The organism is Bradyrhizobium sediminis, assembly GCF_018736105.1.
Lineage (GTDB): Bacteria > Pseudomonadota > Alphaproteobacteria > Rhizobiales > Xanthobacteraceae > Bradyrhizobium.
This window is the reverse complement of sequence record NZ_CP076135.1, coordinates 3,353,284-3,373,963: the sequence shown is the minus strand read 5'-3', so window position 1 is coordinate 3,373,963 and position 20,680 is coordinate 3,353,284. Positions and strand designations below refer to the sequence as shown.

At 63.3% G+C, this 20,680-nt stretch carries 18 protein-coding genes; 12 read left to right on the top strand and 6 right to left on the bottom strand.

What is annotated here, in order from left to right; all coding sequences use genetic code 11:
* Positions 1 to 1,161: 1,161 nt before the first annotated feature.
* On the top strand, positions 1,162 to 1,308 hold the full coding sequence (locus KMZ68_RS16165; protein ID WP_215612241.1) for a hypothetical protein: 147 nt from the start codon (positions 1,162 to 1,164) through the stop codon (positions 1,306 to 1,308).
* Here the strand turns inward: KMZ68_RS16165 and KMZ68_RS16160 are convergent.
* Complete coding sequence (locus KMZ68_RS16160; protein WP_215612240.1) at positions 1,305 to 5,423, bottom strand: VCBS domain-containing protein; 4,119 nt, start codon at positions 5,421 to 5,423, stop codon at positions 1,305 to 1,307. The genes KMZ68_RS16165 and KMZ68_RS16160 overlap by 4 nt on opposite strands.
* Before the next feature lie 573 nt (positions 5,424 to 5,996).
* Between KMZ68_RS16160 and KMZ68_RS16155 the strand changes: the two genes are divergently transcribed.
* Positions 5,997 to 6,371 carry a hypothetical protein gene (locus KMZ68_RS16155; RefSeq protein ID WP_215612239.1) on the top strand — a complete coding sequence of 125 codons (375 nt, stop codon included), beginning with the start codon at positions 5,997 to 5,999 and terminating at the stop codon, positions 6,369 to 6,371.
* A 4-nt stretch (positions 6,372 to 6,375) separates the two neighbouring features.
* On the opposite strand, the gene KMZ68_RS16150 is transcribed toward KMZ68_RS16155, so the two are convergent.
* On the bottom strand, positions 6,376 to 7,740 hold the full coding sequence (locus KMZ68_RS16150; RefSeq protein ID WP_215612238.1) for a polysaccharide deacetylase family protein: 1,365 nt from the start codon (positions 7,738 to 7,740) through the stop codon (positions 6,376 to 6,378).
* A gap of 89 nt (positions 7,741 to 7,829) precedes the next feature.
* A complete protein-coding gene (locus KMZ68_RS16145) occupies positions 7,830 to 8,600 on the bottom strand; it encodes a polysaccharide deacetylase family protein (protein ID WP_215616363.1) in 771 nt (256 codons plus the stop codon).
* Positions 8,601 to 8,727: 127 nt separating this feature from the next.
* On the opposite strand from KMZ68_RS16145, the gene mgtE reads away from it, so the two are divergent.
* The 4 genes from mgtE (at position 8,728) to KMZ68_RS16125 (ending at position 12,390) form a co-directional block, all read left to right on the top strand.
* A complete protein-coding gene (gene mgtE, locus KMZ68_RS16140; protein ID WP_215612237.1) occupies positions 8,728 to 10,149 on the top strand; it encodes a magnesium transporter in 1,422 nt (473 codons plus the stop codon).
* Positions 10,150 to 10,234: 85 nt separating this feature from the next.
* Positions 10,235 to 10,537, top strand: a complete 303-nt coding sequence (locus KMZ68_RS16135) for a helix-turn-helix domain-containing protein (RefSeq protein WP_215612236.1) — start codon at positions 10,235 to 10,237, stop codon at positions 10,535 to 10,537.
* Between the two features lie 192 nt (positions 10,538 to 10,729).
* On the top strand, positions 10,730 to 11,548 hold the full coding sequence (locus KMZ68_RS16130; protein ID WP_215612235.1) for an aldo/keto reductase: 819 nt from the start codon (positions 10,730 to 10,732) through the stop codon (positions 11,546 to 11,548).
* Positions 11,545 to 12,390, top strand: coding sequence for a hypothetical protein (locus tag KMZ68_RS16125; RefSeq protein ID WP_249779374.1), 846 nt, complete (start codon positions 11,545 to 11,547; stop codon positions 12,388 to 12,390). Before KMZ68_RS16130 ends, KMZ68_RS16125 begins: the two co-directional genes overlap by 4 nt.
* Positions 12,391 to 12,674: 284 nt before the next feature.
* On the opposite strand, the gene KMZ68_RS16120 is transcribed toward KMZ68_RS16125, so the two are convergent.
* Positions 12,675 to 13,556, bottom strand: coding sequence for an AraC family transcriptional regulator (locus tag KMZ68_RS16120; RefSeq protein WP_215612234.1), 882 nt, complete (start codon positions 13,554 to 13,556; stop codon positions 12,675 to 12,677).
* Positions 13,557 to 13,747: 191 nt separating this feature from the next.
* Entirely contained in the window at positions 13,748 to 14,425 is a 678-nt protein-coding gene (locus KMZ68_RS16115; protein WP_215612233.1) for a DUF599 domain-containing protein, read from the bottom strand.
* A gap of 130 nt (positions 14,426 to 14,555) precedes the next feature.
* Between KMZ68_RS16115 and KMZ68_RS16110 the strand changes: the two genes are divergently transcribed.
* The 4 genes from KMZ68_RS16110 to KMZ68_RS16095 all read left to right on the top strand — a co-directional run bounded on the left by KMZ68_RS16110 (position 14,556) and on the right by KMZ68_RS16095 (position 17,247).
* On the top strand, positions 14,556 to 15,215 hold the full coding sequence (locus KMZ68_RS16110) for a glutathione S-transferase family protein (protein WP_215612232.1): 660 nt from the start codon (positions 14,556 to 14,558) through the stop codon (positions 15,213 to 15,215).
* A gap of 221 nt (positions 15,216 to 15,436) precedes the next feature.
* Complete coding sequence (locus KMZ68_RS16105; RefSeq protein ID WP_215612231.1) at positions 15,437 to 15,640, top strand: hypothetical protein; 204 nt, start codon at positions 15,437 to 15,439, stop codon at positions 15,638 to 15,640.
* Between the two features lie 156 nt (positions 15,641 to 15,796).
* Positions 15,797 to 16,768 (top strand): hypothetical protein, encoded by a 972-nt coding sequence (locus tag KMZ68_RS16100; RefSeq protein WP_215612230.1) that lies wholly within the window; start codon positions 15,797 to 15,799, stop codon positions 16,766 to 16,768.
* A gap of 38 nt (positions 16,769 to 16,806) precedes the next feature.
* Positions 16,807 to 17,247 (top strand): DUF1489 family protein, encoded by a 441-nt coding sequence (locus KMZ68_RS16095; protein WP_215612229.1) that lies wholly within the window; start codon positions 16,807 to 16,809, stop codon positions 17,245 to 17,247.
* Between the two features lie 113 nt (positions 17,248 to 17,360).
* On the opposite strand, the gene panC is transcribed toward KMZ68_RS16095, so the two are convergent.
* Complete coding sequence (gene panC, locus KMZ68_RS16090) at positions 17,361 to 18,212, bottom strand: pantoate--beta-alanine ligase (RefSeq protein ID WP_215612228.1); 852 nt, start codon at positions 18,210 to 18,212, stop codon at positions 17,361 to 17,363.
* Between the two features lie 281 nt (positions 18,213 to 18,493).
* On the opposite strand from panC, the gene KMZ68_RS16085 reads away from it, so the two are divergent.
* Both KMZ68_RS16085 and KMZ68_RS16080 read left to right on the top strand, forming a co-directional pair.
* The gene (locus tag KMZ68_RS16085; protein WP_215612227.1) at positions 18,494 to 19,417 is read left to right on the top strand and encodes a division plane positioning ATPase MipZ; all 924 of its coding nucleotides are present in this window, start codon (positions 18,494 to 18,496) and stop codon (positions 19,415 to 19,417) included.
* Positions 19,418 to 19,782: 365 nt separating this feature from the next.
* Positions 19,783 to 20,658 (top strand): alpha/beta fold hydrolase, encoded by an 876-nt coding sequence (locus tag KMZ68_RS16080; protein WP_215612226.1) that lies wholly within the window; start codon positions 19,783 to 19,785, stop codon positions 20,656 to 20,658.
* Positions 20,659 to 20,680: the final 22 nt, after the last annotated feature.

Below are 20,680 nucleotides of genomic sequence, written 5' to 3'. Positions count from 1 at the left end.
GGCCGGTGATCGATTTTGGATGGAGCGATAAGGTCCCTTCCGTCGTCGCGCGTAAAGCGGATCAGCGGCACTAAGAATTTTCCTTCGCGACCCCGAAAAGACCTTTGCAACAATATCGAGGGAAAAGCGTACATTGCTAGCGATCGGGTGACGAGCAGGACTTCGAGCGGCGACATTCCGACAGCAAACCTGCAAGCGCACCGTTGCGCACGGTCGGCTTGAGATGACTTTGTTATTTGCGCCGAGATCGTTCCTGATCCTGTCGGAATTTCTGGCGGCGTAGAAAATATCAAGATCGACAAGTCTCACTGATTTCATTGGTGGGCGGGACTCGAACCAGGAACCAGACCGTTATGAGCGGGTCGCCCTAAATGTTCGAATCGGGTCAACAGCTGCCTTGACACCGAAGTCTGAGGAAGGGCGAGTACGTGGTTTGAAAATAGCTATCCGGCGATCAAGTCGCCATAGCTCCATGTCGTTGGCGTCAACTAATTGCTGGGTGCTTTCTTTTGCTGCCTGCTCATCGGCGCAATAAAGATTAGCCGCGGATATAACGTGGCGGTGTTCATCCAGAAGGTAAGCCCGGTAATGCAGCATCCCCAAGTCCCCCATGGAAACGGTGCCTCATTAGGCGACGCTGTCCTTGACTTGGATCAAAGAGACGCCGTGCGGGCTAAACAATCGGAAAACCTTGGGGTCCGGTGGCGATGATCATCGCCTTCATGCGCGGGTACCCACGACCGTCAATGCCGGTTTTGCCCCATTCGGTAATTGGCCCAATGTCCGGTTCGGGTCAAAAGCTGACGTGACGGCCCCGAAATACGACTTCCGCTTCACCCTCGATAACGGACATGCCGCTACTACTGCGGCATGTCCGACTCGACCATCACCCGTCGCATCTCCAACCCCATGCCTTTGATGTCGTCCTCAGGTGCAGCGGCTTTTTCTGCTGGGTGGGAGTACTCCTCAAAAAAGTCGTTAGGTCTTAACGGGCCGGTACGCTCCCACCTGAATTCCAACCGATTGAAATTGCTCGCCTATGAGACACCCTCCGAGCGCACCATAAATCAACGTTGACATGCCTCCGATTTCGGTTCCATTGCCCAACCTACGGCTGGTCTCGCTTTCCGGTTGGTTTTTGACAGCCAGCGATCAAGCCACATGGAAAACTCCGGCATGCGCCTGAGGCGCGTGACCGCTCCCCATGCGCTTGCCGGAATCGCCGACACATCCCGCGAACGAATTTTGATCGACCTTGGTGATTTCATTGCCGAAATCGAAGCCGGCGCCGGCAACGGTGCTTGCTAGACGTGAACGATGAAGTCGCTGGTACCCAAACTGCTGTAAGCGACGTTGCGCAGGATAATGCTGTCGTTGCTGTCGAGCGTGATCAGAGTGTCGTTGCCGAGCGACGTCACATTATTCGTCAGGAAGGTGTTGATATTCGAGGAGTCGACGATCGAGGAAAGCGCGCTCAGATCGATGTGATCGGTTCCGGCGGTGAAATCGATGATCGTGTCATGATTGGAGTTGGCCGCGAAGACGAACTGGTCCTCATAGCCGGTGCCGAACAGCACGTCGTTTCCGGATGTGCTCGCCAGGGTCACCGGGGTGCTCGCAGGCGGATCGGCGACGTTGAAGATGAAATTCACCATGTCGGTAGCGCCGGAAGCGTCGGTAACGGTCAACGTGACCATATCGGTCTGCGGCGGCGTCGCGCCGGGATCATAGACGATGCCGGTGCCCAACGTCGTGTTGATGTCGGCGAGGGTGCCAGTGCCTGTCGCAGGCGTCACGCTGCTGCCCGAGGCGGCCTCTGCCGTCACGGCACTAATCGTGAAGCTTTCGGGGGGCGATACGTCCGCATCGGAAATTGAAAGCCCGCTGACCGTCGTCTGGCTGGTTCCGGAAACCTGCAGATTGGCCGTTGAAATCACCGGCGCGTCGTTGCTGCCGTGGATGGTGACGGTGACCAGCTGGCTTGCGGTGCCGTCGGAGGAGACGGCGGTAAAGCTGTCAGTGAGGGTATCGTTGACGCCGAGCTGCTGGATCGCAACCTGGGTGTTGTCGGCGGTGTAGGTCCAGTTGCCATCGGCGGCGAGTATGAAGCTGCCATAGCCGTTGCTGCCGGCGGTGCCGGCCTGCGCGGTGAAGTTGGACTGACCGGTATCGGCGTCGGCGATGGTGAGCTGGCCGGTGGCATTGATGTGGTTGGTACCATCGACCGCGACGTCTTCGGTGACGTCGCCGGAGTTGACGCCGGCGATCGTCGGGATGTCATTGGTGCCGTGGATCGTCACGGCAACTGGCAAGGTGACGATCCCGCCATGGCCGTCGTTGACGGTGGCGGTGTAAGTCAACACCAGCGTCTCGCCGGCGGCGAGGAAATCGAAATTGCTGTCGGCCAAATCATACGACCACGTGACCGAGCCGTCGTGGGCATTGGTCGGCGAAGGCGTCAGCGTCAGCGCGATCGCCAGTGCGCTCTGCTGGGCCGGTGTCAGGGTCAGCGCCGTGGTGCCGTTTGAGGCCGTGTAGCTATAGCTCGAGAATGGTGCGGTGACTGCCGGTAGATCGGTCAGGTCGACATCGGCAAAGGTGATGGTGCCGCCGGCATAGTCGAGCGCGACGTTGTTGGCGCCCGCCAGCTCGGTGAAGGAATCGTTGGTTGCCGTGATGGTCGGTGCGTCATTGGTGCCGTGGATGGTGACTGTAACCGGCGTGGTGACGATCCCGCCATGGCCGTCGTTGACGGTGGCGGTGTAAGTCAACACCAGCGTTTCGTCGAGGGCGAGGAAGTCGAACTGATTGTCGGTCAGGTCATACGACCATGTGACCGATCCGTTGTTGGCGTTGGCCGGCGAAGGCGTCAGCGTCAGCGCGATTTCCAGCGCGCTTTGCTGCGCTGGCGTCAGGGTCAGCGCTGTCGTACCGTTCGCTGCAGTATAGGTATATCCCGAGAACGGCGCTGATATCGTCGGCTGGTCGGTCAGGTCGACATCGGCAAAGGTGATGGTGCCGCCGGCATGGTCGGATATGGCATTGTTGGTGCCGGCCAGCTCGGTGAAGGAATCGTTGGTTGCCGTGATGGTCGGTGCGTCATTGGTGCCGTGGATGGTGACTGTAACCGGCGTGGTGACGATGCCGCCATGGCCGTCGTTGACGGTGGCGGTGTAAGTCAACACCAGCGTTTCGTCGAGGGCGAGGAAGTCGAACTGATTGTCGGCGAGGTCATACGACCATGTGACCGATCCGTTGTTGGCGTTGGCCGGAGAGGGCGTCAGCGCCAGCGCTGTCGCGAGGGCACTTTGCTGCAGCGGCGTCAGCGTCAGCGCCGTAGTGCCGTTGGCGGCCGTATAGCTATAGCCCGAGAACGGCGCCGTTATCGTCGGACGATCCGTCAGGTCCACATCCGTAAAGACGATGGTGCCGCCGGCATGATCGGACGTGGCATTGTTGGTGCCGAGGAGTTCGACAAAGCCGCCGCTGGTCGCCGTGATCGTCGGGATGTCGTCGGTGCCGGCAACGGAGATCGTCAGCGTCAGCGGTATCGTGACGACGCCGCCATGATGGTCGTCGACGACTGCCATGTAGGTCAGGGTCAGCGTTTCGCCGGCTGCGATAAAGTCGAAGTTGCTGTCGAGAACGTCATACGACCATGCCACCGAGCCATCGTGGGTGTTGGTCGTCGCCGGCGTCAGGCTCAGCGCCACCTCGATCGCGGCCTCCTGCGCCGGCGTCAGCGTCAGCGGCGAGCCGTTGGCCGCCGTGTAGACGTAGCCGGCGAACGGTGCGGTCACGGTCGGCCGGTCCGTGAGGTCGACGTCGGTAAACGTGATCACGCCCTCGGCATGATCCGTCACCGGATTGTTGGTTCCGAGCAGTTCGATAAAGGCCGAGCCGGTAGCCGAGACTGTCGGCAGGTCGTTGGTGCCGGTGATCGTGATCGTGAACGGCTTCACGACGACCGTATTGTATTCGCTGTAATTGGTGTCGACCCGCGCCATATAGGTCAGCGTCAATTGCTCGCCGGCGGCGAGGAAGTCGAGCGCGTGATCCGGAACGCTGTAGATCCAGGTCGCGAAGCCGATATTGGTGTTGTTGCCATCCGGGATCACCGAGAGCGGGACATCTACCGCAGCGATCGCGGCCAGTTGCTCCGCCGTCAGCGATGAAGTGACGATGGCCTGCTGGGCGTTGCGGTAGACGAAGGAATCGAAGCTGGCCGTCACCGTCGGAAGGTCTTCGGGATTGATGTCGGCAAAACGGATGATGCCGGACACGGTGTCCAGCGCGGCATTGCCTGTGGTGCCCGACCGCTCGGTGAAGCTGTTGCCGAAAGCGACAAGCTCCGGCGGAATGTTGAGGTGGAAGCGATTATTTCCGCCGCTCGGAGGCGGTGGCGCCACTGGGCCCAACCCGGCCACGTTGACCAGGATCATGGTCAGGCTGATCGGCGTGCCGTCCGTCAGCTTGACCACGAACGTCTCCGGCGTGATCGAGTCGAGCGGCGGAATGCCGATGTTCTTCGGATTGGCGTCCGTGAACTTCAGGGCGAATATTTCGTTGATCAGCCTCTGCGCTTCGCCGGGTATCTGGGCCGACGCGATAAAGGTGACGACACCCTGGCCGTTGACGATGGTTTGCGTTCCGGCCTGGTTCACCGTCGCGATCGGCTGCAGGGTCAGTTTGTCGAGCAGGACATATTCGCCGGTCACGCCGTTCGGCTCGACCAGAACCCGGAATGATACCGGCGGCGCCAGGCCCGACTGCGGGATGTCGAAATCGATCTCCACCAGAACCGCCGTCCCGCGGATACCCATGGTGGCGGTCGGCGTCTCGACTTTCATGTCGCCGTGCTTCGCGGTCGCGCCGGCAACGAACGAGATGGTTCCCTGCACCAGGGTGAGCAGCGAGGAATTATTCGATCCGGTCGGATTATAGATCATCTCGTTCAGCACCATCCTCGCATTCGAGGAGAGGCCGAACACGGTACCGTCGATGAAGGTGATGCCGAGCGACGAATCGGCTCCGGACTGGACGACGTCGCCTTTGTGGACGTTGTCGCCGACGTTCAGCGTGATCGAGACGCCGTTGCGAATGGCGGTCGCGCTGCCGGCGAGCTTGGTGACGTGGCCGATGATCTGGTCCGGAGCCGGGGTGCCGCCGGCCTGCGCATAGTCGACCTGACCGGCGAGCGCCGCGACGGTCTTGCCGGACAGGCTGGCGCCGTCAGGAGAAGCCAGCGCGGCCCGGTTCTCGCCGCGGAAGTAGTCGCGCACCACGAATTCGTGGCCGTCCTTCGATAGCGTCAGATCCAGGCCGGACCGCTTGTAGTCGCCCGAAAACAGCAGATGGGCGTCCGGGACGACAATAGTGTCGGGCCCGCCGTTTCCGGCGCCGCCCTTTGGATGGACATCCACGGAAAACGAGTCGAGCGCGCCGGGGGACAAACCCCGGCCGCTGAACGACTCAGAATCGAATTTTTCGACGAAATTCAAAAGGCCATCGCAAAGGTTAATGAAATCAGACCGTCAGTATCGCAGCTACGGAGCCATTTAGCACAAGTAATGCCCTGTTAACATTACCAAAGAATAGACGGCAATACGTTCACGATGCGCGAGATTTCTCTCTTTGTTGCCGTCCTGGTACTTGAAATGCACGCAGAGATCGCAAGCGCGGCAAATTCGGGCAAGCGTGAATCAGATAAGTCCAGGCCGGAGCAGCCGAAGCGCAGGCGCCACGCGTCGGCCGGCGCCAAATGTAGGCTGACCGCGGGGGCGCCGGCGGGAAACGCAAATGAAAGCATTGGCCCGTTAAGCCTATGCGCCGGTGTCCAACCGCCGGTGCCGAACGGCACGGACGTCGCCGTACAGTACGAAGTCGGCATAGATCGACTGAAGCGGGAGTCTTGGCCAGCGATACCAGCCGCCGGCGGTCATTCCCCAAATTGCGTTCGCTCAAATGCCAGGCTGACTATCGATCGGATCACACGCATGAAAATCCTGGGCTACATCTACCGGATCGTCTCCAACTTCGCTTTCCTGGCGCTGGTCTATTACAGCCTGAATCACATGGAGAAGTATCAGCACCGCGCGATCATAGCGATCCTGGTGCTGGTCTACGCCTCGATGCGCGCGATCTCGGCGCTGCGTTCGTTCCACTTCTTCCAGAAGATCGAGCGGCTCGAGCTCGAGGCGCGCCGCCTCGCGGGGCTGGCGGCGGAAGGTCCAGGCGCTGCCTCCGCGCGCAAGCAAATCGTCGTTGAGGTGGGGGCGCTTCGCCGTGACGGCGAAGCGAAATCCTATATCGACCTGTTCTTCCTCGCCATGGTCGTGCTGCTTTGCGTGGCGAAGATCGTGACGGATTGATCCGTCACACGCTCCCTTTCTTGACCTGAACCAACCGCTTCAGGGAACGCCGGCCCGGCTGCGCCGCGTGCTGGCTTGCGCGACCGGTGGTGTGTGACGCGGCTGCTCGGCTGACGCCTCCGGGATGCGGCTTTCCGGCGACCGCCCGCCGGGACGCGCCAGCCTCCATCGAGACCTGCTGTATGCCAGCCTTGCCATGCCCGGCAGATGCCATTTTTCGGACGCGGCGCGAAGGGAGCGCGACGGCCCGGGCCGCCAGTTGCGGCCGATCCCGGAGTTCGAAAACGCTCTGGGCCGGCACGGGCAGGGCGATGGCGGCGTTTTGCAGCGGCAGCGGCATCTGCCGGGGCCAGGGCTCCTGCCGCGGCAGCGGAACGGCGCCCGCGCGCCCCTTGGCTTTGGCGCGATCGAGAGGCGCCGGCCAGTCGTCATTCCAGTACGAATCGGACACCGCAGGGACCGGCAACATCCCGGTCTCGGCAAAAACGAATTTGGGAATCTTCGGCCAGCGCGAGATCGCGACGTTTTCCGATGGCGGGTGCAACAGCCATTGCTGCGGCTCGGTCGGCGTCGCGGCCAGTTCCGAAGTGGCCGGCACCACGTGCACGACGCGATAGCCGCGCGCTTTCAGCTCATGCAGGATCTTCGGCAAGGCGGCGACCGTTCGCGCCTGGATGTCGTGGAGCAGGAGAATGCCTTTTCCCTTGGCCTGCAGCCGTTGCATCGCGAGTTCATAGACCCGCGACGAGGAGACAGGCCGCCAGTCGTCGGCCGGAAAGTCGGCGCTCCAGATCTGGGCACCCTTCGAGGCGGCGTACTCCTCGGTCCCGTCGGCGCGCGCGAGACCGGGAAAACGAAAGAACGGGGCCGGCGCACTGCCGTCCCCCAGCGCCGCGGATACCGACGCAATGCCTTCGTCGATCTCCTGCCGGGCGCGTTCGATCGGCAAGCGGTGCATGTTGGTCGGATGGTTTTGGCTGTGGGTGGCGACGGTGTGGCCGGCGTCGCGGACCTTGCGGACGCCTTCCGGATTGGCCTGGGCCTGACGGCCGACCAGAAAGAAGGTCGCCTTCACGCATTGCGAAGCCAGGATTTGCAGAATCTGGTTACTGTGCCGCGGCAGCGGCCCGTCGTCGAAGGTCAGCACCACCTCGCCGTCCGCAAGCGGCAGGGTTTCGCCATATTGCATGGTGCCGATGCGGGGATGATCCTTCGGATCGACCACCAGGGTTCGCGAGGTGCCGAGCGCATCGGGATGGCCCGGGCAATCGGCCGCTGGCGCCGCCTGCGCGGCCGTGCAGGCGAACAGCCCCAGGCACAGCGCAATCCGGTGCCGGGTCCGTACTCCAGGCGACACATTACCGATCATGCAACACCGTCATTTCCGTTTACGCGAAAAATTACATCCCGCGCCATGAACGCAGCCTTAACTGCCCGATTTTTGCACATAATTCCAGCCTAGGGGACGCGGGTGAGCCCGACGCTGCGCGCCGGCTCCAGATGAACCACGCGATAGCGATTTTCCCTGAGATAGCGCAGAAAGGCCGGCAGCATGGCCGCGGTCTGTGCCTTGGGGTCATGCAGCAGGATGATGCCCTTGCCGGCGGCCTTGAGCCGGTCGGCAAGCAGCTTCAATTGCGCCTGCGGGGGCATGGGATTCCAGTCGCTTGCCCACAGGTCGGCGCCGAACACCGCAATTCGCCGCGATCCCAATTTCTCGAGCGCCTGAGGGGACATCTCGAAATAGGGAAAGCGAAAGAATGGCGTGCTCGGGGTCGACGTGGCGGCCCCGTGAAGCGCCTTCTCGACCGCGGCGATGCCTTTGTCGATTTCAGCCTCGGCATCAGCCGGCTTCGCGTATTTGAGGTTGCGGTGCGTCCAGGTGTGGTGGCCGATGGTGTGGCCTTCGGCTGCGAGACGCCGAACCAGGGCTGGATGCTCCGATGCCGATTTGCCGATCAGGAAAAAGGTCGCGCGCACGCATTCTTGCGCCAGCGCCGCCAGCACCCGCGACGTCGTCGCGGGCCACGGGCCGTCATCGAAGGTCAGCACCACCTCATGATCTGCCAGCGGCAGGGTCTGCGGGAAGCTCTTCAGGCCCACCCGCGGCGTGGCGGCGGGATCGACGGTCAGAACGCGCGAAGTGCCGAGCGTCCCCGGGCGCGGACAGTCCGTCGCCTGCGCCGCCGTGGCCCACGCGATCGAGGCGACGAGTGCGATTCCCAGCATCTTCATCAGTTCAGCGCTCATGCTCGTCCGCGCGTATTTTTCATTGCGCTAGGTGTTGCCGATTGGGTAATGCGTCAAGCGATAACTCTGACGAGTTCGCGAATTCTGTCAAACGGCGAGGCGCGGTATGGCCGAAGATTTCGACACTGCCCAGGCCGCCGACGCGTCGCTGCTCGACCGTCACCCGATGCGCGACGAACATGGCGGGATTCGTCACGAATTCGTCGCGGAAATCACGCGCGCGGTTCAATCCGCCGATGCCGCATTTTTGCGCGCCATCGTCGCCGAACTCCATGAAGCCGACCTCGGCGACCTGATCGAGGCGCTCGAACCCGAAGACCGTGTCAGCCTTGTCGAATTGACCGGCGCCGATTTCGATTTTTCGGCGCTCAACGAGGTCGACGACTCCGTCCGCGAGGAGATCCTCGAGGAACTCGAACCGGAGACGGTCGCGGAGGGCGTCCGTGAACTGGAATCCGACGACGCCGTCGAATTGCTGGAGGCCCTCGACGAGGAGGACCAGGAGGAAATCCTCGAGAAGCTGCCGCCGTCGGAGCGCGACGCGCTCGAGCGCAGCCTGGATTATCCGGAGAATTCCGCCGGCCGGCGGATGCAGACCGAATTCATCGCGGTGCCGCCCAATTGGACCGTGGGGCAGGCGATCGACTACATGCGCGAAACGCCCGACCTGCCCGAACGGTTCTACGAAATCTACGCCATCGATGCCGCCCAGCACTGGCAGGGCGCGGTGTCGCTGGATGCGCTGTTGCGCGCGCGCCGGCCGGTGTTGCTGGCCGAACTGATCGACGAGAACCGCCGCCGCGTCTCGGTCATGGACGACCAGGAGGAGGTGGCGCGGCTGTTCGGCAAATACAATCTGGTCGCGGCTCCCGTCGTCGATACCGAAGACCGGCTGGTCGGCGTCATCACCATCGACGACGTGGTCGACGTGATCGAGGAAGAAGCGGATGAAGACCTGAAGGCGCTGGGCGGCGTCACGTCGGACGAAGAACTGTCGGACAGCGTCTGGACCATCGCCAAGGGCCGCTTCAACTGGCTGCTGGTCAACCTGGCCACCGCCTTTCTGGCCTCCTCGGTGCTCGGCCTGTTCGAAGGCCAGCTCGAAAAGATGGTGGCGCTGGCGGTGCTGGCGCCGATCGTCGCCAGCCAGGGCGGCAATGCCGCGACCCAGACCATGACGGTCGCGGTGCGCGCCCTGGCGACCCGCGAACTGGGCCCGAACAACGCCTATCGCGTGGTGATGCGCGAAGGCTTGGTCGGCCTCGTCAACGGCCTTGCCTTTGCCGTCATCACCGGGATCGCCGCGGTGGCCTGGTTCCAGATCCCGGGGCTTGGCGTGGTGATCGGCCTTGCGATCATCTGCAATCTGGTTGCCGGCGCGCTCGGCGGCATTCTGATTCCGATGGTGCTGGAGCGGGTGCGCGCCGATCCGGCGGTGGCATCGGGCACCTTCGTCACGACGATTACCGACGTGGTCGGCTTCTTTTCGTTCCTCGGCATCGCCACGCTGTGGTTCGGGCTGAAATAGCGCGTTTTCGGGTCGCCGCACGGTGCCGGTATCGTTAATCAAGACTTAACGCGCATCGCCGACAATCCTGCGCAGGGGATCGGACATGCGGCGCTTACGGCTGAAGGCGGACGGACGGATCGTCGAATTGCGGGACGGGCAGGAGTTTCCGCTCGCGCCGGCCTTGCTCCCGGCCGGGCCGGCAGAGGCGGCGCCGCCGGTGGTCCGCGACCTTCGCCAGCGCGCCCGCCTGACCCAGCTTGAATTCGCCGCGCGGCTCGGGGTGCCGGTCGAAACCATCCGCAACTGGGAGCAGGGCAAACGCATGCCACGCGGACCGGCGCGGGCGCTGCTCGCCGTGATCGCCGCCGCTCCCGAGACGGTTTTCGCCGCCTTGGCAAGGACCTGATCGAGACCTGATCGAGACCCGATCAGGGCGTGATTAAGCAGAGCTTGATCACGGCAGGCGATTTCAACGGACGATCGCCCGCACAATCTTAAGACCGCGTTCGGACAATCCATCGCAACTTCGCGGGCCGATGTTGGCAGCGCGATCCCGGCGGGACATAATCGCGGTCGGATTTGGCATGAGTATCGGTCCATGCAATTCATCGAGGCCAACGGCGCCAAAATCCCCGCGATCGGGCTCGGCACCTCGGAATTGCGCGGGAGGACCTGTGCGCGCGTGGTCGAGCAGGCGATGCGGCTCGGTTATCGCCACATCGACACCGCGCAGGTCTATGAGAACGAACGCGAGGTCGGCGAGGGCCTGCGCGCGTCGCGGATCCGCCGCGACGAGGTGTTCGTCACGACCAAGATATGGACCACGCATTTCGCGCCGAACGATCTCGAGCGCTCCACCAAGGAAAGCCTGACCAAGCTGCGGCTGTCCGAAGTCGATCTCTTGCTGCTGCACTGGCCCAATCCGCAGGTGCCGCTTTCGGAGACGCTGGGCGCGCTGGCGCATGTCAGGCAACTCGGCATGGCGAGGCATATCGGCGTCTCCAACTTCACCGTGGCCTTGATCGATGAGGCCGTCGCCAAATGCCCGGAACCGCTGGCGTGCGATCAGGTCGAATACCATCCCTATCTCGACCAGACCAAGGTGAAGGAGGCTTGCGCCCGTCACGGCATGGCCGTCGTCGCCTATAGCCCGATCGCGAAGGGCCGCATCAAGACCGATCCGGCGCTGGCGGCCATCGGAAAAAACCACGGCAAGACGCCGGCGCAGGTTTGCCTGCGTTGGCTGGTGCAGCAGAATGTCGCCGCGATACCGCGGACCTCGAAAATCGAGCGGCTGTCGGAGAATATCGAGATCTTCGACTTCGTGCTGTCCGATGACGAGATGGACCGGATCTCCGGGCTGGGCAGCGCCAGCGGCCGGCTGACCGATTATGGCTTCGCGCCGAAATGGGATTGAGCCTGCCGCGGCGTCCGCTATTCTCCGGTACGGTGGAACCCAGGCAGACCATACGCACAGGCATCGCGGCATCGGCAATCGCGCATCTGTCGGTTCTGATACTGGTGCTGCTGTTTGGCGAGGTGCATCCGTTCGGCGCGGTGACGGCCGAGCCGATCGCCGTCGATATCGTCACCGCGGAGGAAGTCGCGGAGAAAAAATCGGAGCCGGCTTTGGCGCCCGAGGCAAAGCCTTCCGATGCCTTCGATCTTGCGGCGAAATCCGCCGCTGAGAACTCACCGGCGCCGGCCGCCGCCCCGCAAGAGGCGGCCGCTCGGTCTAAAGAGCCAGCGGCGCCGTCGCCGCCGCCTTCCGCCGGAAAGATGGCGGCAGCCCAGCCGCCACCGCAGCCGCCATCGAAGCCGGCCTACGCGCCTGCCGAGCCCGATCTGTCCGTCAAGTATCAAGTGGTGCTTGGCTTGCCGCAGGACCTGTCCCCGGCGGGATCCGGCAGCAAGCCCGGCGATTCCTTCGACGCTCCCGCGTCAATATCGGCCGACATCGCATCCAATCTCGTCGCGGAGTTCCGGCGGCATCTGAGGACATGCTCGAGGCTGCCGCAATCGATCGCGCCATCGGACCGCCTCCGGATCAAGCTGCGGGTGTACCTGTCGCCCGAAGGCAGGCTCGCGGCGGATCCTGTGCTGATCGAAGCCAGCGCGTCGGCAAAGGGGCCGGCGCTGATGCAAGGCGCCATCGGCGCGCTGCAGGCATGCCAGCCCTATGCGATGCTGCCGGCGGACCGCTACGGCGAATGGAAGGTGCTCGACCTCAGTTTCACGCCGCAGGATTTTTCGGGCTAGGCGAGCTGGTGGGTTGGAGTTGAATTAATTCGCCGCAAGCGCGAAGCACCAACGATATGCGCCGCGGACGCGGCGCAGCGCCCACCGCAGCGCCGCTACAAAAAATCGCGAAAACAACCCCATGCAAAGTAGAATTCCTCGGCTCGCAGCACTCGTACCGCTTGGCGTCCGGGCCCGCGACGAAGGTCCGCCGTTGTGCGGGGAAGCCGGGAACGGCGAGGGGTGGTGGATAGCGGCCTGTTCGCTTCTCGCGATCGGAAGGGACAAGCCGCCATCCGAGGGCGTTATTTCAGCGGCAGAAACAGTTCCGCGACCGCTTCATGCTCCGGCACTTCCGGGAAAAACCTGAGCCGTTGGCAGTAGATCGGGAAGTCTCGCGCCTCTTCGCCGCTCGCCGGCAGCCAATCGTGATAGAGGTAGAGCGCCGCGGGCTCCAGATTGTCGGTGTTGCCGACGATGCGCAGCACCGCGCAGCGTCCGCCAGGGATCTCGCCGGCTTTGATCTGTTCGCCGTTCGCCTCAATCGGCCGGTCGGTCCCGACACACAGGTCCATGCTATAGTCGGCAGGCGACGCAGGACGCCGCTCGGAACGCCAGACATTGAAGGTCGGACTTGTCTTGGGGTGCAGGCCAGCGGCCTTGCGCCACGCGATGAACCGCTGGATGGTGGCGCTGATCGTCGCCGGGTCGCCCCGATGCTCCATGATGGCCACCGGCGTCGGTGCCACATCGCGGATCGTCACGTCGTCAGTGGTAAAAGTCTTCTGCATGAGCTTGCTCCTCGCGTTGTCGAGAGGCCCGAAGGCCGCAAGCCACGGCTCCCAGTCGGGAGACTTCCGGAACGACGAAGGCGATTGCCCAAAGCGTTGCCGAAAGGCGCGGGCGAAGGCATCCGGTGCGTCATAACCGGCGTCCATCGCTATGTCCGTGACGCTTTCGTCGTCCCTGTAGGCCAGCCGGTGCGAAGCACGCTTCAAACGGGCAAGCTGGACATAACGATGCAAGGACAACCCGAAGGTAGCCGTAAACTGCCGGTGGAAATGGAACTTGGAGAAGGCCGCGACGCGGCTCACCGTTTCCAGGTCAAGATCACCGTCAAGATGCTGGTCTATGTAGTCCAGCACCCGCTGCATCCGGGCATGGTAGTTTTGAACCGCCGCCTTCATCGTTCCTCCGTGGCGGCACCAGCTAGTCGCTCATGGCCATAACGTGCTCGACCGATATTGCGGTTTGGGATGGGTTGACTGGAAACCTCCCACGACCGCTTGCAGGCGAGCATCGGCATTCGCGGAATGACCGCAACTGGGTTGGCAGCGCTCGGAAAGGGCGCGGGGTACCAAGCGTCGGATTTTGACCACTAGCTGCCCATCGCGCGCCAGGCGTTCGAGGCGAATTGGCGGCGCCAGGTGACGATCACGACCGCCGCGGTCGTGACGAACAGCACCCAGGGGCTGACGAACCAGCCGAGATAGCCCAGTGCAAAGAAGAACGCGCGCTGCCCGCGGTTGAAATGCCTGCCTGCGGCTTCGAACAGGCTTGTGGTCCTGACGACATGCGCTTCGGCTTCCGCGGTGTCGCGCTGCTGGGCCGGCGGCATTGCGCCGAGCAGGATGGCGACGTAGTTGAACAGCCGGTACGCCCAGGCGAACTTGAAGAAGGCGTAGACGAAAATCAGGATCAGCCCGACGCATTTGATTTCCCACAGCGCGGGTGTGGGCGTGAGATCGACCGGCAGCGCGCCCAGCACGGCAAGCGCTTCGTTGGTGGCGCGCAGCAGCGCCAGCGCGCCGCCGATCGCGATCAGGCTGGTGGAGGCAAAAAAGGCGGTGCCGTTCTGCAACGCCGCCATGATCTGCATGTCGACCATGCGGGCCTCGCGATCGAGCATGCGCCGGACCCAGACCCCGCGATAGACGTTCATGCGGGCAGAAAGGCTGTCGCGGCCGTAGGCGGTATGCTCCAGCGTGATGGCGTAGACCGTCCATTCCAGGACGAAGAAGCCGAACGCCAGAATATCGACCCAATAAGCCGCCATGCATCATCCCCGCGTTTCTCGAATGCTGCCACGTGAGGTGCCATCGCGGCAACCGGTGCGACGACGGTCGCTGCGGTTGAAGTGGCGCCGAGCGCTGTGGCAAGCTGGCCCGCCAAACAGGAATCATCGCATGGCTCTGAAACTCGTGATCGGTAACAAGAACTATTCGTCGTGGTCGATGCGGCCGTGGCTGGCGCTGCGCGCCAACGGCATCGCCTTCGAAGAAGTGTTCATTCCGCTCTATACCGACGACAAGGCCGACAAGGAGCGGATCCTGAGTTTCACCCATTCGGGCAAGGTGCCGGCCTTGATCGACGGCGACGTCACCGTCTGGGATTCGCTGTCCATCATCGAATACGTCGCCGAACGGTTCCCGGAAGCACGGCTGTGGCCCGAAGACCGCGCGCACCGTGCGCATGCGCGTTCGATTTCGGCGGAGATGCATTCCGGCTTCATGCCGTTGCGCAACGAATGCGGCATGAACCTGCACCGGCCGGTCCGCGCCATGGAGTTGTCGGCCGACGCACGCGCCAATGTTGCGCGCATCCAGGAGATCTGGATCGATTGCCGCGGGCGCTATGGAAAATCCGGGCCTTTCCTGTTCGGAGCTTTCGGCGCCGCGGACGCCATGTTTGCGCCGGTGGTGCACCGCTTTCGCACCTATGCGATCCCGGTGGCGCCGGCGGCAAAGGCCTACATGGAGACCATGATGTCGGTGCCGGCGTTTCAGGAATGGACGCAGGCGGGGCTCGCCGAAACCCTCCTGATCGCGAAGCTCGAGACGGTGTGAGGCAGGGAACTGCAGGGAGGCACGGTTCCGGCAGGGCAGTCGCGCAAATTAGTCCAGAACCGGCGAATTGGCAACTATCTCACTGAAAAATCTGCATAATCTGTGCATTTGCCATGCCCGGATGTGACTGGCCATCGCATTTACCCCTGTGCTATGTTGCCACAGCGTTTTCAGTCGGCCGTTGCAGCGGGGACCGTGGGCATGGCCGACGTTTTTGCGTGATGGAGAGGGCGTTGAAGCACAAATTCACCGTTGGAGAGACCGTTTATTTCACTGCCAGCAATGTCGCGCGTCCGGCCGCCAGCGGCACCTATGAAGTGATCAAGCTGCTTCCGACCGATGGCGACGACTGCCAGTACCGGATCAAGAGCTCGACCGAGGCTTTCGAGCGGGTGGCCAAGGAAAGCCAGCTCCACGTCTCCTGACCGAATTGCGTGCAAGGCCGGGTGCAGCGGTTCCCGTTTCGCTCGCCGTCAAAAGGCCCCGTTCGCGGAATCATTCTACGCAAGCCGAGTGCGAAGGAATCATCGTTCGCGTTCGCTGGTTGAATGCATTTGTTGCTGCGTGAGGGGACATCGCGCATGAACTGGGCCTGGGCTACATCGCTCGATCACTTCTGGCGATCGCCATCGTTTCCGTTGTGGCTGACCTTGGCCGCAGCGGGATTTTTCGCGATCATCGCCCTGGTCACGCTGATGCGGGCCGAGAAATCGGTCGCCAACGGCGCGCTGACGGTGATCACGCTTTTGGCCATCGGCATCGCAAGCGCCGCCACCCTTCGCGGGTCCGGGGAATACGGCCGCAGCGCATCCGGCGAGACCCGATCTCCGCCGCCGATGGTCACGGCGCTGCCGGCGTTGTCGTGCATCGACGATCTGGCGGGCGATGCCGTTCTGACGGCCTGCGAGAAGACGCTGTTCGGTTCCGCCGAGAACGCCGCCGCCGCGCTGGCCTATGCGGCCTCGCAGATCATCCGGCTGACCGCGTCAGGCGACGTCGCCGCCGCAAACAAGAACCTGACGCCGGAACTCGCAAGCTTGCGCCGCGCGGTCGAGCGCGACCGCTACGGGCTGATGGCCTATGTGCTGACTGCGCGCGACCATTGCACGCCGTCGGACTGCGCAGTTTTCCGGGCGCTGACCGAGCGCCGCCAGATCGTGGCCAATATGGACGAGCGGACTTATGACGGCCTGATCGCGCGTTATTCGCCGACATGGAACGCGCCCGGGCCCGCGGCGGCGGCTGCCCCCGTGGCGGCGCTCGCGCCCACGATGCCGACCGGCAAACCCACCAACGCCGATTTTCCGTCGGCGGCCTCGACCCCGCCGGTCAACATCATGACGCCCGAGCCGGGTACCGCGCCGGCGGCGCCGCGCGCGCCCGCAGCGGCGGCCAATGCGCCGCTACCGTCACCGCGCCCGGCATCGACTGCCGGGGCGGCGCCGGTGGCGGCCAAGAAACCGCCCGCGCCGAAATCTGCCCGCGCTGCGCCGGTCCAGTTGGCGCCTGCGGCACAGGCTCCTGCGGCTCCCGCGGCGGCCGACAACGAATGACGCTTTTAAAAGCAGGCACCGGCCGCTAACTTCCTTCCATGCCACTTCATCTCATCAAGCTCGCGGTCGGCTGCGAGTCCGTCAAGGAACTCAAGGGTTGGGTCGCCGAGCGCATGCAGACGGCCAGGAAAAAAGGCCTGCCGCTCCATCATATTCACGTCACCCGGATGACGCCCAAGCGCGTCGAGGAATTGCTCGCCGGCGGCTCGCTGTACTGGGTGATCCGCGGCGAGATCGCGGCGCGGGAAAAGATCATCGCGGTCGGGCCGTTCCGCGACAAGGACGGCATCGGACGCTGCCGGCTGGTGATGCAGCCGAAGGTGATCGCGGTGTCGCCGCGGCCGATGCGTCCATTCCAGGGCTGGCGCTATCTGACCGAAGATGCCGCGCCGCCCGATCTCGGCAAAGCGACCGCTGCCAGCGTCGCGGCGATGCCCGAGCCGATGCGCAGGGAACTGCGCGACCTTGGACTGCTTTAGAGAGCGCTTTCAAGCGAAGTGGCTACCGGTTCGCGTGAAGAAAACGCGTCAAAACAAAAAGATTGAGCTCCGTTCCGATTCAATCGGAACGGAAAAGGCTCAAGCTCGGCCACCTAAACCGCGATGTTGTCGATCAGGCGGGTCTTGCCGAGCCTTGCCGCCACCAGAATTCGCACCGGTCCATCCTTGACCGAGGCGACCGGCGCCAGCGTTTCGGCGTGCCGGGCCTCGAAATAGTCGAGGATAAAGCCGGCCGTCGTGATCAGCGCGGCGCCGCCGGCCATCGCGGCGGCGAGGTCGTCGCCCGCGCGCAAGCGCGCCGCACTTTCCTTCATGGCGCGGTACAGCACCGGCGCCGTCAGCCGTTCTTCCGGCGACAGATAGACGTTGCGCGAGGACATCGCGAGGCCGTCGCGTTCCCGCACCGTGCGCGAGCCGATCACCCTGACGCCGAGGTCGAGATCCCGCGCCATCCGCGTCACTACCCGCAGCTGCTGGAAATCCTTTTCGCCGAAGATCGCGAAGTCCGGCCTGACCTGCGTGAACAATTTGCCGACGACCGTGGCGACGCCGCCGAAGAAGTGCGGCCGGAAGCGGTCTTCGAGTCCCGCAATGGCCGGCCCCTCCGGCACGATCCGGGTGGCGAAGCCGTCCGGGTACATGGTCTTGACGTCCGGATTCCAGATCAGGTCGACTTCTTCGGCGGCAAGCTTGGCGACGTCGGCCTTCCAGGTGCGCGGGTACGAGCCGAAATCCTCAGACGGCGCGAACTGCGTGGGGTTAACGAAGATCGAGACGATGACCTTCCTGGCGCGGCGTTTCGCCAGCCGGACCAGCGACACATGGCCGTCATGGAGCGCTCCCATGGTCGGCACCAGCGCGGTGATGGCCTTCTTCGCGCGGATGCCGTCGAGGGCGCGACGCAGCGCGGGGACCGTGCGGACGATCATGGGGTTTCGTGACATCTGGACTCGATCTGTCGGGGGTAAGGAGGCCGAGGCTTCCGGCCTTGCGGAGGAGAACGCGATCTTACCAAGGACGGGGCTTGGTCGCCAAGCGGATCGCTGCTCGCAGGAGGGTGGACGGTCCTTCAGATAACCACGGGACGTGCGGCCGATCACAGACGTCGCCGATCCGGGCATGAGATTCATGATTAAGGCAGACAGTCAGTGATCCTGGAGTGCCATCGCGCATTTCACTTGACCGCAGTCGCGCGGAATTTGAAGATATCCACAGGGGCTGAATCATGTTGGTGCAGACTAGTCAGGGTCAGTCGGGTTCGGCGCACGTGGTTGTGCTGGGCAACGAAAAGGGCGGGTCGGGAAAATCCACCACGGCCCTGCACATCGCCGTCGCCCTGATGAAAGCCGGCCAGCGCGTCGCCACCATCGATCTGGACTGCCGCCAGCAAAGCTTCACTCGCTACATCAACAACCGAAGCGCCTGGGCGCGCCGCACCGGCCTCGATCTCGAGATCCCCGTGCATCGCTGCATCAAGCTCGGCGAGACCATGCAGATCGCCGACAACGAGACGTCCGAATTCCAGCAATTCATGGACGCCGTCAGTGCGGTCGAGCGCACCTTCGATTTCATCGTGATCGATACCCCGGGGTCGGACAGTTACCTGATGCGGCTGGCGCATTCGATGGCCGACACGCTGGTGACGCCGATCAATGACAGCTTCCTCGATTTCGATGTGCTGGGCACCGTCGACCCCGCCACTTATTCCGTGACCGGCGAGAGCCACTATGCGGAGATGGTGCGCGATGCACGGCGCAAGCGCCGCCAGCTCGACGGCGCCACCACCGACTGGATCGTGGTCCGCAACCGGTTGTCGATGCTGGGATCGCGCAACAAGCAATTGGTCGCCGACGGTCTCAATGAGTTGTCGTTCCGGCTCGGCTTCCGCTCGATCGATGGCTTTGCCGAGCGCGTGGTGTACCGCGAATTCTTCCCGCGCGGGCTGACGGCGCTGGACGACCTCGACGAGGCGACGCTCGGCACCCGTCCGAGTCTCGGCCACGTGACGGCGCGCGAGGAGGTGACGAGCCTGCTGCGCCAGTTGAAGCTGCCGCTCGACGAACGCGGCCGGCGCCGGGCCGCCAACCGGGCCGAATGGTTCACCCAGGTCGACAAGCCGCTGGAGCTCCACGACATCCTCGGCGCCTGAACCTTGCGGTGGACGGCTACCGCTGGCTGTCGGCCACCTCTAGCGGCTTGGCGGTGAGAGCGGTACCGGGCGACCGGCGACGGCGCGGCTTGCTGGAACGGATCACCGCGCAGCGCGTTTTTAATAGGTTTTTGACTTACACTTGAACGGGACGTTGATTGGCCGCGTCATAACAGGGAGGACCGGATTTTGGCGTCTTCGGCTGAGCGGGTGCACAATATCAGGGTGCAACGCACAACGTTCAGGCGGAAAATTCACAACATTTGGTCTTCCTGTCACGTCGGCGTGACATATATCATGGACAACGGCCGAGAGAGTCCCGACCATTAAGATAGTCCCATTCGATGGGGAGCCTGAGGACGAACATGAAACGTGGAATTGCAGTTCTACTTTCACTTTGCGTGTTGGTTGCGGTCGGTTACTTCACCGCAAGCAAATGGGCGATCCGTCACGAGACGGTGACGTTCCTCGATCCGGCGCGGGGCAACCGTCCGGTTCCGGTCCATATCGCCGTGAGGTACGACAAGGAAATGCAGGCCGATGCCGGCATGATCACGCTGCCGGTGGCGGTCCTCAACCACGGCAACACCGTCAAGAACACCGAGTATTCATTCCTGGCCAACGTGTTTGCCGCGCGCGGCTATATCGCGCTCAGCCCGCAGCACGATCTGCCGGGCGACCCGCCGATGGTGACCAAGCCCGGCGAGCTCTATGTCGGCCGGTTGCCGCAAATGCAGCGGGGCGTCGACAATATCCATTTTGCCCTCGCGGAAATGAAGAAGCTTCAGCCCAACGCCGACTACGCCAAGGTGACGATGGTCGGACATTCGCTGGGCGGCGACATCTCGATGCTTTTCGCCAAGGAGCATCCCGACCATGTCAAGAAGGTCGTGACGCTCGACAATCTGCGCGTGCCCTTCGTCACCGAAGGCAAGTTCAAGATCCTGTCGTTCCGCTCGAAGGATACCCAGTTCAAGCCGGACCCCGGCGTCGTTCCCGATGCCGAACAGTGCGAGAAGTCGGGTATCACCGTCGTGGACACCGGCTTCCAGCACAACGATATGCGCGACACCGGTCCGGACACGGCGAAGGCCTCGATCCAGAGCATGCTCGACAAGTTCCTGAGCGAGACCGACAGCGAACTCGGACCGGTCGATACCAAGGCGCCGAAGATCGGCCAGCCCGGTCCGGTCTCGCAGCTGACTCCGGCGCAAAAATCGTCGCGGCCGGTGGCGAACTGATCGTCGCCAGAATCCGGAAGGC

Coding starts and splice junctions, on each gene's coding strand:
- KMZ68_RS16165 (WP_215612241.1), top strand. CDS start 1,162: ATGGAAAACTCCGGCATGCGCCTGAGGCGCGTGACCGCTCCCCATGCG.
- KMZ68_RS16155 (WP_215612239.1), top strand. CDS start 5,997: ATGAAAATCCTGGGCTACATCTACCGGATCGTCTCCAACTTCGCTTTC.
- KMZ68_RS16150 (WP_215612238.1), bottom strand. CDS start 7,740: ATGATCGGTAATGTGTCGCCTGGAGTACGGACCCGGCACCGGATTGCG.
- KMZ68_RS16145 (WP_215616363.1), bottom strand. CDS start 8,600: ATGCTGGGAATCGCACTCGTCGCCTCGATCGCGTGGGCCACGGCGGCG.
- mgtE (WP_215612237.1), top strand. CDS start 8,728: ATGGCCGAAGATTTCGACACTGCCCAGGCCGCCGACGCGTCGCTGCTC.
- KMZ68_RS16135 (WP_215612236.1), top strand. CDS start 10,235: ATGCGGCGCTTACGGCTGAAGGCGGACGGACGGATCGTCGAATTGCGG.
- KMZ68_RS16130 (WP_215612235.1), top strand. CDS start 10,730: ATGCAATTCATCGAGGCCAACGGCGCCAAAATCCCCGCGATCGGGCTC.
- KMZ68_RS16120 (WP_215612234.1), bottom strand. CDS start 13,556: ATGAAGGCGGCGGTTCAAAACTACCATGCCCGGATGCAGCGGGTGCTG.
- KMZ68_RS16115 (WP_215612233.1), bottom strand. CDS start 14,425: ATGGCGGCTTATTGGGTCGATATTCTGGCGTTCGGCTTCTTCGTCCTG.
- KMZ68_RS16110 (WP_215612232.1), top strand. CDS start 14,556: ATGGCTCTGAAACTCGTGATCGGTAACAAGAACTATTCGTCGTGGTCG.
- KMZ68_RS16105 (WP_215612231.1), top strand. CDS start 15,437: ATGGAGAGGGCGTTGAAGCACAAATTCACCGTTGGAGAGACCGTTTAT.
- KMZ68_RS16100 (WP_215612230.1), top strand. CDS start 15,797: ATGAACTGGGCCTGGGCTACATCGCTCGATCACTTCTGGCGATCGCCA.
- KMZ68_RS16095 (WP_215612229.1), top strand. CDS start 16,807: ATGCCACTTCATCTCATCAAGCTCGCGGTCGGCTGCGAGTCCGTCAAG.
- panC (WP_215612228.1), bottom strand. CDS start 18,212: ATGTCACGAAACCCCATGATCGTCCGCACGGTCCCCGCGCTGCGTCGC.
- KMZ68_RS16085 (WP_215612227.1), top strand. CDS start 18,494: ATGTTGGTGCAGACTAGTCAGGGTCAGTCGGGTTCGGCGCACGTGGTT.
- KMZ68_RS16080 (WP_215612226.1), top strand. CDS start 19,783: ATGAAACGTGGAATTGCAGTTCTACTTTCACTTTGCGTGTTGGTTGCG.